Here is a 13,250-nt window from a genome sequence, read left to right as displayed (position 1 = left end):
ATTCAACACATTAAAAAATAATACTTCCCATCCAAATAATAATGATTATCATTTAGATGTAGACGCTATTTTGCGTCGCCGGAAGATGTCACTGCCATGCAAAGCCGCGATTATCCCTTAGCTGGCCCCGAATGGGTGCCGCCGCCCGATCAGCAAAACCGTACGCCGCGCCGCGCGCAGCGGTGGATGGGGTTTGCCGGGGCGGGAACGTTGATCGCCGTCGGCTATATGGATCCAGGTAACTGGGCCACGGCCATCGCCGGTGGTGCCCGCTATGGCTACACGCTGCTGAGCGTAGTGTTGCTCTCGAGCGTCATGGCATTGTTGTTGCAGTGGCTGGCCGCGCGCGTGGGTCTGGTGACCGGACGCGATCTCGCGCAACTCTCACGTAGCCAGTATAGCCGTCGCATCTCGCTGGCGTTATGGGGGCTTTGCGAGATCGCAATCATCGCCTGCGATCTTGCCGAGATCATCGGCAGCGCGGTGGCGTTGCAACTGCTGTTCGGTCTGTCGCTGCCCGTGGGCGTAGTGCTCGCCGGGGCCCTCGCGTTCGCGATGCTCGGGTTGCAAGGCTTCGGGCAGCGACGCCTCGAAGGCGCCGTCGCCGCATTGATTCTGCTCACGGCGGGTTGCTTCGCTGCGCAACTCGCGCTCGCGAATCCCGACTGGGGCGCGGCCGCTGCGGGTTTGCGTCCGCGCAGCGAGATCGTGGCGCAAGCAGGCATGCTCTGGCTCGCCACGGGCATTCTCGGCGCGACCGTCATGCCCCACAACCTCTACCTGCACTCGGCACTGCTTCGTATGCGTGGCGAAGCCATGCCCGAACGCACGCCTGCGGCCATGCACCTTGCGCTACGGACGACCCAATGGGACACCACACTCTCGCTCGGTTTCGCGTTCCTGATCAACGCAGCGCTGCTTATCCTGGCCGCAGCCGTCTTTCATGCCAGCGGGAACACGTCGGTTGAGTCCCTCGGCGATGCACACAAGTTGCTCGCGCCGCTGCTCGGCAACCAATGGGCCGGGGTGATGTTCGCGGTCGCATTGCTCGCCTGCGGTCTGAACTCGACGGTGACGGCAACACTCGCCGGTCAGGTCACGATGGAGGGCTTTCTGAACCTGCGCATGAAGCCTTGGCAACGCGCGCTCATCACGCGTGCGCTGGCTCTTGTTCCTGCCCTGTTAATCGTCGGCCACGGCGGAGAAGCGCAGACCACCAACCTGCTGATCTTCAGTCAGGTGATTCTGAGTCTGCAATTGCCCTTCGCCGTGATTCCGCTCGTACGATTTGCTGGCGACGCGAAGCTCATGGGGCAATGGCGAGTACGCGGTGTGCTACTTGCGACGGCCTGGCTGATCGCCGGTGCGATCGTTGCCCTCAATGGCGTGCTGCTCTGGCAGACCATGACCGGACAAGGGTGATGCAATTGCATCACCCTTGTTTCAGGACGCGACTCTCGCGAACTCCGCGAAGTACGTCGGGAATGTCTTGGCGACACATTTCGGATCGTTGATGGTGACCGGTACGCCCCCCAGACTCACGAGCGAGAAGCACATCGCCATCCGGTGATCGTCGTAAGTGTCGATAGCAGCGTTGGCGGTAAGCGTAGCCGGGGGCGTCACGCGCAGATAATCGGCCCCCTCTTCCACCGTCGCACCGACTTTGCGAAGCTCAATCGCCATCGCCGCCAGCCGATCCGTCTCCTTCACTCGCCAACTCGCCACATTGCGCAGCGTCGTCGTACCGTCCGCGAACAAGGCCGCGACGGCAATCGTCATGGCTGCATCGGGAATGTGATTGAAGTCCATATCCACAGCGCGCAGCTTGCCGGAGGGCGTGTCGATGCCGTGCACCTCAATGGCGTCATCGAACATCGTGACGCGCGCGCCCATGGCCGCCAGCGCGTCGACGAAACGCACATCGCCCTGCATGCTGTCGCGCCCCACACCTTCGACGCGCAACGGCCCGCCACCAATAGCACCGGCGGCGAGGAAGTACGACGCCGACGACGCATCGCCCTCAACACGCACCTCGCCCGGACTCCGGTACTTCGCACCATCGGCATCCGCCGCAGGCAGTGTGAATCGCGACCAGCCATCCTGACGCACGTCGATGCCGAATCGACGCAGCAGACGCAGCGTGATGTCGATATACGGCTTCGAAATCAATTCGCCCTCGACCTCCACAACGATCTCCCCCGTCGCGGATGGCAGCAGCGGCAACGTCAGCAACAGCGCCGTCAGGAACTGACTGGACACATCGCCGCGCACGCGAATCGGGGCGGCAGGCGCGATCACCTCAGCCGGCTTGATATGCAACGGCGGGTACCCGGCATTCCCGAGGTAATCGATCTGCGCGCCAAGCTGGCGCAACCCGTCCACCAGATCGCCAATGGGGCGCTCGTGCATCCGCGCCACCCCCAAGACCTCGTAGTCACCGTGACTCAGCGACAACGCGGCCGTCAACGGACGAATCGCCGTGCCCGCATTCCCCATGAAGAGCTTTGCGGCCTTCACAGGAAACACGCCGCCACAACCCTCGACGATGAAATCGCGCGAGTCGCCGATCTGCGTCCACTTGACGCCCAGTGCGGCCAGCGCGTCGAGCATGACTCGCGTGTCGTCAGACGCCAGCAGCTCACGCACGTGCGTCGTACCGCGCGAGAGCGCCGCGAGCAGCAGCACGCGATTCGAGATACTTTTCGAGCCGGGCAGACGAAGCGTGCCTTCGGCGTGGCCGTATGGGCCGAGATCGAGCGTTTCCATTACTTTTCCTGTTGCTTGGCCCAATCCGTTCGCGCCTGACTGGTGCGAGCGAACACGGCCTCGAGACCGGCACCGTCGCCGGCATCGATCAATTGACGCAGTGAGCCGAGCGTGGCGAGGTAACCGTCCAGTTCGGAGAGCAGCGCGTCGCGGTTGGCGACGCAGATGTCACGCCACATCTCCGGATTCGACGCCGCAATGCGCGTGAAATCCCGAAAACCACCGCCAGCGAATCCGAACTTCAGCGCAGCATCCGGTGCATCGAGAATCTGCGCGATCAACGCGTACGACAGCACGTGCGGCAAATGGCTGACCGACGCGAATACGCGATCGTGCTGCCGCTCGGTCATCTCCGAGACGCGTGCGCCGGTCGCTTCCCACATCGCCCGCACGCGTGCGACATCGTCTGCACGATTGGCCGGTTGCGGGCACAACACGACCCGACGGTCACGGTAGAGATCGACCTTCGCGGCATCGACACCGGACAGCTCCGCCCCGGCGATCGGGTGCCCCGGCACAAAACGCCAGGCTTCGTCGCCCAGCGCCTCGTGCGCAGCGGCGACGGCATCCGTCTTGGTGCTGCCAGCATCGGTCACGATCGTCTCGCCGCTCAGATGCGGACGAATGGCCGCCAGCAGCGCCGGCGTCTGCGCGACGGGTGCGGCGAGCAGCACGATGTCCGCCCCCGACAACGCGTCCGCCATCGACGTGGCAGCCCGATCGATCACACCCAGTTCGCAAGCGCGTGCGAGCGAGGCTTCGGTCCGGCCGACGCCCACGACTTCGTTCACCGCACCCGCGGCTTTGAGCGCGCGCGCAAGCGAACCGCCGATCAGTCCGACGCCGCAGATAACGAGTTTATTAAGACGCATGGTGGCCCGCCTGTCGTTCAGGCGGAACGCGGGTACGACCCGAGCACCTTGCAGTAGGCCGCATTCTGGCGAAGCGCCTCGAGCGCCTTCGCGACGTTCTCATCGTCGCGATGCCCTTCGAAGTCGACGTAGAAGTAATACTCCCACGTACCACTCTTCGCGGGACGCGATTCGAAACGCGTCATCGACACACCGTTATTCGCCAGCGGTTCGAGCAACGCCACCACTGCGCCTGCACGGTTCGGCACGGAGAGAATCAGCGACGTCTGATCGCGACCGCTCGGTGCTGGGTCCTGCGTACCGATGACGACGAAGCGCGTGCGATTATGCGGATCGTCCTGCACGTGCGAGAAAGCGATTTGCAGTCCGTACTGCGTCGCCGCCGACTCGCCGGCAATCGCCGCGATGGACGGGTCGGCTGCCGCCATGCGGGCGGCTTCGGCATTGCTCGACACGGCCTGACGCTCAAGCTGCGGAAAGTGTGCCGTGAGCCAATGCTGGCATTGCGCCAGCGACTGCGCATGCGAACAGATACGCGTCACACCGTCGAGCGTGCCGGTGCGCGACATCAGGTTGTGATGGATCGGCAACGCCACTTCACCACCGATGGTGAGCGGGCTCTGCAGCAACAGGTCCAGCGTGCGCGACACGACGCCTTCGGTCGAGTTCTCGACGGGGACGACACCGAAATCGGCACTGCCCGCTTCGACAGCGCGGAACACTTCGTCAAGCGACGGGCACGGCAGGCCCTTCACGCTTTGGCCGAAATAGGACAAGGCCGCTTGCTCACTGTAGGTTCCCGCCGGGCCGAGATAGGCCACGGTCATCACCTTCTCGAGCGCGCGGCTGGCCGACATGATTTCGCGCCAGATCGACGCGAGATTGTCCCCATAAAGCGGTCCGTCATTAGCTTGTTGCAGACGCGAAATCACCTGCAGTTCGCGCTCGGGCCGGAACACTGCCGCGCCGAAACGCTTTTTGACCTCACCCACTTCCAGGGCGACGGCCGCACGTTGGTTCAACAGCTTGAGCAGCTGCGCGTCGATGGCATCGATTTTCTCGCGCAAGGGGCGCAGCGATGCGTTCAGATCGTCTTCCATGGAGCGTATTGTCTTCTTGCTATGTGACATGGTCAGGCAACTCCCAGCGCGACGCTCCCAATCAAATTGAGGAACACGCGTCGCACTGGCAATGTGCCCTCGTCAGCCGTGGCTGCGCTCGAATTCGCGCAGGTAGTCGACCAGTGCCTCGACGCCGGCAAGCGGCATTGCGTTGTAGATCGAGGCGCGCATGCCTCCCACGGACTTGTGGCCCTTGAGTTGCAGCAGGCCGCGCTCGCGAGCGCCGGCCAGGAAAGTTTCGTTCAGTGCGTCGTCGTTCAGGAAGAACGGCACATTCATACGCGAGCGGCAATCCGGCGCGACCGACGTGCGATAGAAGCCGCTGCCGTCGAGATACCCGTACAGCAGATCGGCTTTCGCTTTGTTCGCCGCCTCCATTGCCGCCAGACCGCCCTGACGCTTGAGCCACTGGAACACCAGACCGGCGATATAGATGGCGTACGTCGGGGGCGTATTGAACATCGAATCGTTCTCGGCCACGATCTTCCAGTCGAAAGCGCTCGGCGTGAACGGCAACGCACGACCCAGCAGATCGTCACGAACGATGACGACCGTCAGCCCCGACGGACCGATATTCTTTTGTGCACCGCCGTACATCACACCAAACTTCGACACGTCCATCGGACGCGAAAGAATGTGCGAGGAAACGTCGGCAACGAGTGGCACGTCCGGCAGACCGGCAGCCGCCAGATCGGGTGTCCAGAAATACTCTACGCCGTGAATGGTCTCATTCGTGCAAATGTGCACGTACGCCGGATCCTTCGAAAGCTTCCACTCGTCGACTTTCGGCAAGCGAGTGAACTTCTCGGCCTCGGTACTCACGGCAATGTTGACGTCGCAATACTTGCGCGCTTCCTTCTCCGATTTGACGGACCACGAACCGGTCACCACGTAATCGGCCGTGCGGCGCTCATTGGCACGTGCACCACCCAGCAAATTCATCGGGATGATAGCGTTCTCGGCAAGCGCGCCGCCCTGCATGAACAGGATGCGGTAATTGTCCGGGACGGCCAGCAGCTCGCGCAGATCGGCTTGCGCCTGCGCCAGGATGCTCATGAACTCGCGACCGCGATGGCTCATCTCCATCACGCCCATACCGGCACCGTGCCAGTCGAGCATCTCCTCGGCCGCCTGGGTGAGGACCTCGGCCGGCAATGCAGCCGGGCCGGCGGAAAAATTGAAAGCGCGCGTCATATTGGATTTGCTGCAGTAAAAGTGAAACGCAAGCCGGCGGAATTCGACCCGTGCGGCTTGCGTTTCACGTCTTGACTCGTTTAGCGGCTGCGGCAAAGACTCACTATACCGCCAGTTAGGCATTAGGTGCGGGCACCCGTCTTAAATCAGACGCCGACCGACCGTCTCTCGGAATGATCCGAACTGACGCCTGCGTTGGTGGCGACATTGCCTCCTCCAACGCAAAATGGCCGTTTGCGATCTCTCGCAAACGACCATTATCCGGCAATCCCCGAGGGGACTGGCCGAAATTTACTTCTTGGCCGAACCCTTCGGTGCCGACTTGGCGGCTGCCGCGATTTCGGCGTCAGCTTGCTTGCTGGTCGCGTCGATCGATTGCGGCATGTACTTCTGCATCAGGCCGCCAACGACTTCCTGGCCAACCTGATCCTGCACCTTGATGTACTTCTGGCCGACTGCGCTCTTGTAGAAAGCGGTCAGACCCTTGATTTCGTCGGTCGTGTAGAACTTGCCGTAAGCGTTGTACTGCGCTTGCACAGCGTCGTTCTTGAAGGCGTCGGTCGTGAAGACCTTTCCCGCGCCGTCAACCAGCTTTTGCACCGAGTTTTGTTGCAGCGTCGGCACGATGGCCTGCTTCTGCGCGTCGCTCAACGTCTTGTTTTCAACCAGTTGACGCTCGAGCACCTGCGGAGCCAGTTGCTTGGCTTGCTGTGCCGCGCCGTCGCCGATGGCGCTGACGAGCTTGCTCGAGTCGATGGCTTCAAGCAGCTCCTTGATGGCTGCCTTCTTGTCCGCGTCAAGCGGAGCGCTCTGCTGAGCCATTGCCATTGCCGGTGCTGCGAGCAGCAGCCACATCCACTTCTTGACGTTGTGTTGCATAGTAATAGTCACTCCAAAGTTCGTCGGCCTTCGCTGACGATAAATAGATGCATCCTCGCCTGGGCACTTCACTGCATCGGGCCAGATTCTACTGACTTTTCGGGGCAATGCACCCCTAGATTACATCGAGTTACGCCGGTATTACTCGGTGACATCCGCTTCCGGCGTCTCATCGTCGCCTTGCGTCTCGCCATTTTCGGCAACTTCCGCGTCGGACTCAACGATGCGTTGCAGACCCGAGAGCGTCGTACCTTCGTCCAGGCTGATCAGCGTCACCCCTTGCGTAGCGCGACCCATTTCGCGAATCTCGGAGACGCGCGTGCGGATCAGCACCCCACCGGTCGTGATCAGCATGATCTCGTCATCCGGATCGACCAGCGTCGCCGCAACCACACGGCCGTTGCGCTCGCTCGTCTGGATCGCAATCATACCCTTAGTGCCACGGCCGTGGCGGGTATATTCCGTGATCGACGTGCGCTTGCCGTAGCCGTTCAAAGTTGCCGTCAGCACCGACTGCTGCTCGTTCTCCGCGACCAGCAGCGCAATCACGGTCTGACCGTCTTCGAGCTGCATTCCACGAACGCCCCGCGCCTCGCGTCCCATCGGACGCACGTCGTTCTCGTCGAAGCGCACAGCCTTGCCTGCGTCGGAGAACAGCATAACGTCGTGGGCGCCGTCGGTAATCGCCGCGCCGATCAGTACGTCGCCGTCGTCGAGATTCACCGCGATGATGCCCTTCTTGAGCGGACGGCTGAAGGCCGCAAGCGGCGTCTTCTTGACCGTACCCAAGCTCGTTGCCATGAACACGAAGCGATCTTCCGTGTACTCCTTGACCGGCAGCACCACGTTGATCTTCTCGCCATCCTGCAACGGGAACATATTGACGATCGGACGGCCACGCGAGTTCCGCGAACCCTGCGGCACTTCATAAACCTTGATCCAGTAGACGCGGCCACGGTTCGAGAAGCACAGGATCGTGTCGTGCGTATTCGCAATGAACAGCGTGTCGATCCAGTCGTCGTCCTTCGTGGCTGCCGCCTGCTTGCCGCGACCGCCACGCTTCTGCGCACGGTACTCGGACAGCGGCATCGACTTGATGTAACCCGAATGCGACAACGTCACGACCATGTCCTGCGGCGTGATGAGGTCTTCGGTATCGAGTTCGGTCGCGTTGTGTTCGATGGTCGAGCGGCGGGCGTCGCCAAATTCGGCGCGCACGGCCGTCAGCTCTTCGCTGATGATGGCCGTCACACGCGGCGGGCTGGCCAGAATGTCGAGCAGGTCGGCGATTTGCGCCATCACTTCCTTGTACTCGGAAACGATCTTGTCCTGTTCCAGACCGGTCAGGCGTTGCAGACGCATCTGCAGAATTTCCTGCGCCTGCGTTTCCGACAAACGGTACAGCCCATCCGGCTGCACGCCCACGGCAACGTCGAGCCCTTCCGGACGGTAGGCCGCCAGGCCACCCTGCGTTTCGGTCTCGGCGCGCGCCAGCATTTCGCGCACGACCGACGAATCCCACGACTTCTCCATCAACGCCGCCTTCGCGATCGGCGGCGTCGGCGCTGCCTTGATGATCGCGATGAAGTCATCGATGTTAGCGAGTGCTACCGCCAGACCTTCGAGCACGTGGCCGCGCTCACGGGCACGACGCAGCTCATAGACGGTACGGCGAGTAATCACTTCGCGGCGGTGCGCCAGGAAGTGCACCAGCATTTCGCGCAGATTCAGCAGCTTGGGCTGGCCGTCGACCAGCGCCACCATGTTCATGCCGAACGTGTCTTGCAACTGCGTGTGCTTATACAGGTTGTTCAGGACAACCTCGGGCACTTCGCCGCGCTTGAGTTCGATCACGACACGCATACCGCTCTTGTCCGACTCGTCGCGAATGTCGGAAATACCTTCCAGACGCTTTTCGTTGACGAGTTCGGCAATCCGCTCAAGCAGTGAGCGCTTGTTCACCTGATACGGCAGTTCGTCGACGATGATCGCTACGCGCTGGCCGCGATCGATGTCTTCGAAGTGCGTCTTCGCGCGCATCACCACCCGGCCACGGCCGGTGCGATAACCTTCGCGCACGCCGGAGATGCCATAGATGATGCCGGCAGTCGGGAAGTCCGGCGCCGGAATGATCTCGATCAGTTCGTCGACGGTCGCTTCCGGATTCTTCAATACATATAGGCAACCCTCGACGACTTCGTTGAGGTTGTGCGGCGGGATGTTGGTGGCCATACCCACGGCGATGCCCGACGAACCGTTGAGCAGCAGGTTCGGGATGCGCGCGGGCAGGATCAGCGGTTCCTTTTCGCTGCCGTCGTAGTTCGGTCCGAAGTCGACGGTTTCCTTGTCGATGTCGGCAAGCAGTTCGTGGCCGATCTTGGCCATACGAACTTCGGTGTATCGCATGGCGGCGGCGTTGTCGCCGTCAACCGAACCGAAGTTGCCCTGGCCGTCGACCAGCATGTAGCGCAGCGAGAACGGCTGCGCCATGCGAACGATGGTGTCGTATACAGAGGCGTCGCCGTGCGGGTGGTACTTACCGATGACGTCACCGACAATACGCGCGGACTTCTTGTAAGCCCGGTTCCAGTCGTTGTTCAGTTCGTGCATGGCGAACAACGCGCGGCGGTGAACTGGCTTCAGGCCGTCACGCACATCCGGCAAAGCGCGGCCGACGATCACGCTCATGGCGTAATCGAGGTACGACCGCCGCATTTCTTCTTCGAGCGAAATCGGGAGAGTTTCTTTGGCGAACTGATCCATTATCCGTGTCTATCAAGCCCTAATCGCGATAGGCGGCTGCCGGCGATATGATCTTGCGATTCTAACATGCCCGTCATAGGCATCCGAAACGAGCGTGATGCGATGCACAAGAGACGTCTGGCACGCCAAAACGTCAAACAAGGGAAAGAAATGAAACGGTTGGCGAGGGGCCTCAAAAGGTGTTGCGCTCAAACCACAACTGCGCCACGACGGGCGGCAAAGCTGGGGTTTTTATCGCGAGCGTCCGAATCGCTATGGCAAAATGCCGTGGCATAAGTTAGACATTATTCGAAGTGCATGGGCCATGCTTTCGCGCATTTGCCGATGTTATACTTCGAGCGATGTAAGACTTTGGTTCTGTCGTCTAGGCTCGCAGTAAACCTGCGGTAATCTCATTTCGAGAGGAGAAATATGAATAAATTCGCTAAGCTCGCGATCGTTGCAGCTACCGCAGTGATGGCTGCTTCGGCTATGGCCCAAAACTACGTCGAGAAGGCTCCGGGCCCGATCGCGGCCTCGAAGCAAGCCGTCAACGACAACTGGGTGAACGGCAGCGGCGAGTGGGTTTGGAAGAACGGCTCGGACGAACTGTGCTGGCGCGATGCGTACTGGACCCCGGCTACGGCTAACGCCAAGTGCGACGGTTCGATCATCGCTCAAGTCGCAGCTCCGGCACCGGCCCCGGTCGCTCCGGTCGCTCCGGTTTCGCAAAAGGTCACGTACCAGGCTGACGCACTGTTCGACTTCGACAAGGCTATCCTGAAGCCGGCCGGCAAGCAGAAGCTGGACGACCTGGCTAGCAAGGTTCAGGCTCTGAACCTGGAAGTCGTGGTTGCTACGGGCTACACGGACCGCATCGGTTCGGACAAGTACAACGACCGTCTGTCGCTGCGCCGCGCTCAAGCTGTGAAGGCTTACCTGGTCAGCAAGGGCGTCGAAGCCAACCGCGTGTACACGGAAGGCAAGGGCAAGCGTAACCCGGTTACGACCGATTGCAAGGGCCCGGTTAACGCCAAGCTCAAGGCTTGCCTCGCACCGGATCGTCGCGTGGAAGTCGAAGTCGTCGGCACGAGCAAGTAATACGCTCTACCGGCAACGAAAAAACCCCGCCTCGGCGGGGTTTTTTTTCGTCCCTGGAAAACGATCGGACAGCCGGATCGAACGATGCGCCAGCGACCTCAGGCCTCACTGCCCAACTGCGGGTATTGGCGCCTGACCATGAACGCCATCAGCGCCTTGACCGGACGGTCGCGCCACCACGATCCGGTCTCCAGCGGCTTGAACATCATGCGCGTGGCAGCCTCCACCGGCATGTACTGCTTCATGACGTCGCCCGACATCTCCAGGAAGGCATCCCACGTCATCGTCTCGAACGGCGGCGGCGTGCGCCAGAAGCGGTTGAGCGGTTCGAACGCAAACGCGATGTCTTCGTCTCGCACGAGTTCGCTGCGCGCCACCATCGTGCGCAACCGACTGATAACCCCGTGCTGCTCCACCGCGTTGTACCGGTCGAAGGTCTTGCGGAAATAGCGGTAGTGGCCGACTTCTTCGCTGCTCAGCTTATGCATCATCTGCTTGAGTTCGTCGACCGGCATATACGATTCGAGGCAGCGGTAGATCATGGCCGTCTGCGTCTCTGTGACGCACCGCGACAAGGCTTCGAGCGCCAGAGACGGGCGCATGTACTGCACATCGCAACGCGGCTTGTAGCGCGCCAGAAACGCCTCGTAAGCCTGAGGCCAGTCGAACTCCGGCCACACACGGGCGATGTAGTCTTTGGCGAGTCGCCCGTGCTCGACTTCCTCGGGCAGCCAGGTATCTTGCAGCCATGTGCGCATCTCGTCGTCGTCACCATACATCTGGTTGAGCGTGGAGACAAACTCGGGGACACTGGTCTCGATGAACGACACCGTGGCGAGGGAATAGAAGATGAACGCGTTGCTACGAACAGACGGCTCTGCTGCCATGACTCACGCTCCTATCGGCATAGGCGGTTGAACATGTACATGAAACGTCACGCAAAGGTCACAAAAGCATAGTATAGGAATTGGCCCAATATCGCAGTGCGGCAAACATTCGATAACAGATACATCGTCTTCGCACGCGATGTCCTCACAATGCCCACCGTACCGCACCACACCCAACACCGACACCTCATGGCCCAACGCTACTGGTTGATGAAGTCCGAACCCGAAGAGGCGAGCATCGACGATCTCGCCAACGCCCGGCAGCAGACCCTTCCATGGACCGGCGTTCGCAACTATCAGGCGCGCAACTTCATGCGCGACGACATGCAAGTGGGCGACGGCGTACTCTTCTACCATTCGAGCTGCGCAGTACCGGGCATTGCCGGGCTCGCCACAGTCGCCTCGAAAGCGTATCCCGATCCCACACAATTCGACCCAAAGAGTCCTTACTTCGATCCCAAATCACAGCCCGACACACCGCGCTGGCTGCTTGTCGACGTCAAGCTCGATCGCAAGACACGGCTCGTGCCGTTGACGGAAATGCGTGAGACGCCCGAACTCGACGGCATGCTCGTACTCGCACGCGGTAACCGCCTGTCCATCACCCCCGTGTCACCGGAACATTGGAAATTTATTAGCAAGCACTTACTTAGAGCTTAATTTGGGAAAAGTATCCAAAAAGCGGAACCAAAATTGTTGCGATAGCGTCTGTATAACGTTGCCGCCATGTGCATAGTGTGTACCCACTCGCTGGCATAGTGGCTTCAACCGGTCAAACGTTCGCCGCCAAGATGCGAACTCACACTCGAAAAAGGACAACAACTATGCGCAAGTCTCTCGCTGCTGCTCTTCTGATTGCGACTGCCGCCAACGCCGCGTATGCCCAGTCGGGCGACGAATCGACGCGTCAGGTTTCCGGCGTGCTGGGTCTCGAAGCGAACGCCACGAAGGAAGTCGAACAGGACACCGTGCACATCACCATGTCGGCGCAGGAGCAAGGTCCCGACGCGGCCACCGTGTCGCGCAACCTCACGCAGAAGGCGAACAAGGCGATGTCCGTCGCCAAGAGCCAGAGCGCTGTCGACGTGCACACCGGCAACGTCTCGCTGTATCCGACGACCAACCGCGACGGCAAGATCACGGCCTGGCGCGGTCGCACCGAACTGCAAATGACGTCGAAGGATTTCGGCGCGGCGTCGCGTCTCGCGAGCCAGATTTCGGACCAGATGCAGATGGATGGCGTGGCGTTCTCGCTCTCGCGTGAAGCGCAGGAGAAGACGCAGGCCGAGCTGACCAATCAGGCAATTCAGGCGTTCCGCAATCAGGCACAGAACAACGTGAAGGCGTTCGGTTACAGCGGCTACACGATCCGTCAGGTGCAGGTCGGCTCGAACGCGCCGATGATGCCGCGCCCGTACGCGATGAAGGCGATGGCCATGAGCGCCAGCGCCGACGCGGCCCCGCCGATGCAACTCGAAGGCGGCAAGACGCAAGTGACCGTCACGGTTTCGGGTACGGTGCAGATGAAGTAAGCGGTGCGCCGCTAACCTGCGGACAGCACCAAAAAGCAATGCCGCCTCCGGTACTCCGGGGCGGCATTTTTTACGTCGGTGGCAAACGTCGTGGCGTGTCACATTGCCGCGGGGCGCCGCATGCTCCAGACGCCCCGCGGGAGGTCGCAAGTCCCC

At 61.1% G+C, this 13,250-nt stretch carries 11 protein-coding genes; 4 read left to right on the top strand and 7 right to left on the bottom strand.

The annotated features are described in order from the left end of the window. Window positions 1–96 precede the first annotated feature (96 nt). A complete protein-coding gene (locus NTU39_RS07245) occupies window positions 97–1,422 on the top strand; it encodes an Nramp family divalent metal transporter (RefSeq protein WP_150665123.1) in 1,326 nt (441 codons plus the stop codon). Between the two features lie 21 nt (window positions 1,423–1,443). Here the strand turns inward: NTU39_RS07245 and aroA are convergent, their stop codons facing one another. The 6 genes from aroA to gyrA form a co-directional block, all read right to left on the bottom strand. Continuing rightward, complete coding sequence (gene aroA / locus NTU39_RS07240) at window positions 1,444–2,766, bottom strand: 3-phosphoshikimate 1-carboxyvinyltransferase (protein ID WP_150665124.1); 1,323 nt, start codon at window positions 2,764–2,766, stop codon at window positions 1,444–1,446. Next, window positions 2,766–3,638, bottom strand: coding sequence for a prephenate dehydrogenase (locus NTU39_RS07235; protein ID WP_150665125.1), 873 nt, complete (start codon window positions 3,636–3,638; stop codon window positions 2,766–2,768). Before NTU39_RS07235 ends, aroA begins: the two co-directional genes overlap by 1 nt. Window positions 3,639–3,655: 17 nt before the next feature. Then, the gene (gene pheA / locus NTU39_RS07230) at window positions 3,656–4,738 is read right to left on the bottom strand and encodes a prephenate dehydratase (protein ID WP_150665126.1); all 1,083 of its coding nucleotides are present in this window, start codon (window positions 4,736–4,738) and stop codon (window positions 3,656–3,658) included. A 102-nt stretch (window positions 4,739–4,840) separates the two neighbouring features. Further along, window positions 4,841–5,953 (bottom strand): 3-phosphoserine/phosphohydroxythreonine transaminase, encoded by a 1,113-nt coding sequence (serC, locus tag NTU39_RS07225; protein WP_150665127.1) that lies wholly within the window; start codon window positions 5,951–5,953, stop codon window positions 4,841–4,843. Between the two features lie 291 nt (window positions 5,954–6,244). After that, window positions 6,245–6,832 (bottom strand): DUF2059 domain-containing protein, encoded by a 588-nt coding sequence (locus NTU39_RS07220; protein ID WP_373275367.1) that lies wholly within the window; start codon window positions 6,830–6,832, stop codon window positions 6,245–6,247. A gap of 141 nt (window positions 6,833–6,973) precedes the next feature. Beyond that, entirely contained in the window at window positions 6,974–9,595 is a 2,622-nt protein-coding gene (gene gyrA / locus NTU39_RS07215; protein WP_150665129.1) for a DNA gyrase subunit A, read from the bottom strand. Window positions 9,596–10,006: 411 nt separating this feature from the next. Here gyrA and ompA point away from each other — a divergent pair, with 411 nt between their 5' ends. Next, entirely contained in the window at window positions 10,007–10,675 is a 669-nt protein-coding gene (ompA, locus tag NTU39_RS07210) for an outer membrane protein OmpA (protein WP_150665130.1), read from the top strand. A 98-nt stretch (window positions 10,676–10,773) separates the two neighbouring features. Here ompA and NTU39_RS07205 read toward each other — a convergent pair whose 3' ends face one another. After that, window positions 10,774–11,562 carry a hypothetical protein gene (locus tag NTU39_RS07205; RefSeq protein ID WP_257959565.1) on the bottom strand — a complete coding sequence of 263 codons (789 nt, stop codon included), beginning with the start codon at window positions 11,560–11,562 and terminating at the stop codon, window positions 10,774–10,776. 189 nt (window positions 11,563–11,751) lie between these two features. On the opposite strand from NTU39_RS07205, the gene NTU39_RS07200 reads away from it, so the two are divergent. Beyond that, complete coding sequence (locus NTU39_RS07200) at window positions 11,752–12,222, top strand: EVE domain-containing protein (RefSeq protein ID WP_150665132.1); 471 nt, start codon at window positions 11,752–11,754, stop codon at window positions 12,220–12,222. Window positions 12,223–12,386: 164 nt separating this feature from the next. Further along, window positions 12,387–13,094, top strand: a complete 708-nt coding sequence (locus NTU39_RS07195; protein ID WP_257959564.1) for an SIMPL domain-containing protein — start codon at window positions 12,387–12,389, stop codon at window positions 13,092–13,094. Window positions 13,095–13,250: the final 156 nt, after the last annotated feature.

The sequence above is a fragment of the Pandoraea commovens genome, from assembly GCF_024704525.1.
Lineage (GTDB): Bacteria > Pseudomonadota > Gammaproteobacteria > Burkholderiales > Burkholderiaceae > Pandoraea > Pandoraea commovens.
Note: the sequence above shows the minus strand (reverse complement) of the source record. Positions and strands in the feature narration are given on the sequence as shown.

Excerpts from the sequence above, each read along its gene's own strand:
- NTU39_RS07245 (WP_150665123.1), top strand. The coding sequence starts at position 97 with ATGCAAAGCCGCGATTATCCCTTAGCTGGCCCCGAATGGGTGCCGCCG.
- aroA (WP_150665124.1), bottom strand. The coding sequence starts at position 2,766 with ATGGAAACGCTCGATCTCGGCCCATACGGCCACGCCGAAGGCACGCTT.
- NTU39_RS07235 (WP_150665125.1), bottom strand. The coding sequence starts at position 3,638 with ATGCGTCTTAATAAACTCGTTATCTGCGGCGTCGGACTGATCGGCGGT.
- pheA (WP_150665126.1), bottom strand. The coding sequence starts at position 4,738 with ATGGAAGACGATCTGAACGCATCGCTGCGCCCCTTGCGCGAGAAAATC.
- serC (WP_150665127.1), bottom strand. The coding sequence starts at position 5,953 with ATGACGCGCGCTTTCAATTTTTCCGCCGGCCCGGCTGCATTGCCGGCC.
- NTU39_RS07220 (WP_373275367.1), bottom strand. The coding sequence starts at position 6,832 with ATGCAACACAACGTCAAGAAGTGGATGTGGCTGCTGCTCGCAGCACCG.
- gyrA (WP_150665129.1), bottom strand. The coding sequence starts at position 9,595 with ATGGATCAGTTCGCCAAAGAAACTCTCCCGATTTCGCTCGAAGAAGAA.
- ompA (WP_150665130.1), top strand. The coding sequence starts at position 10,007 with ATGAATAAATTCGCTAAGCTCGCGATCGTTGCAGCTACCGCAGTGATG.
- NTU39_RS07205 (WP_257959565.1), bottom strand. The coding sequence starts at position 11,562 with ATGGCAGCAGAGCCGTCTGTTCGTAGCAACGCGTTCATCTTCTATTCC.
- NTU39_RS07200 (WP_150665132.1), top strand. The coding sequence starts at position 11,752 with ATGGCCCAACGCTACTGGTTGATGAAGTCCGAACCCGAAGAGGCGAGC.
- NTU39_RS07195 (WP_257959564.1), top strand. The coding sequence starts at position 12,387 with ATGCGCAAGTCTCTCGCTGCTGCTCTTCTGATTGCGACTGCCGCCAAC.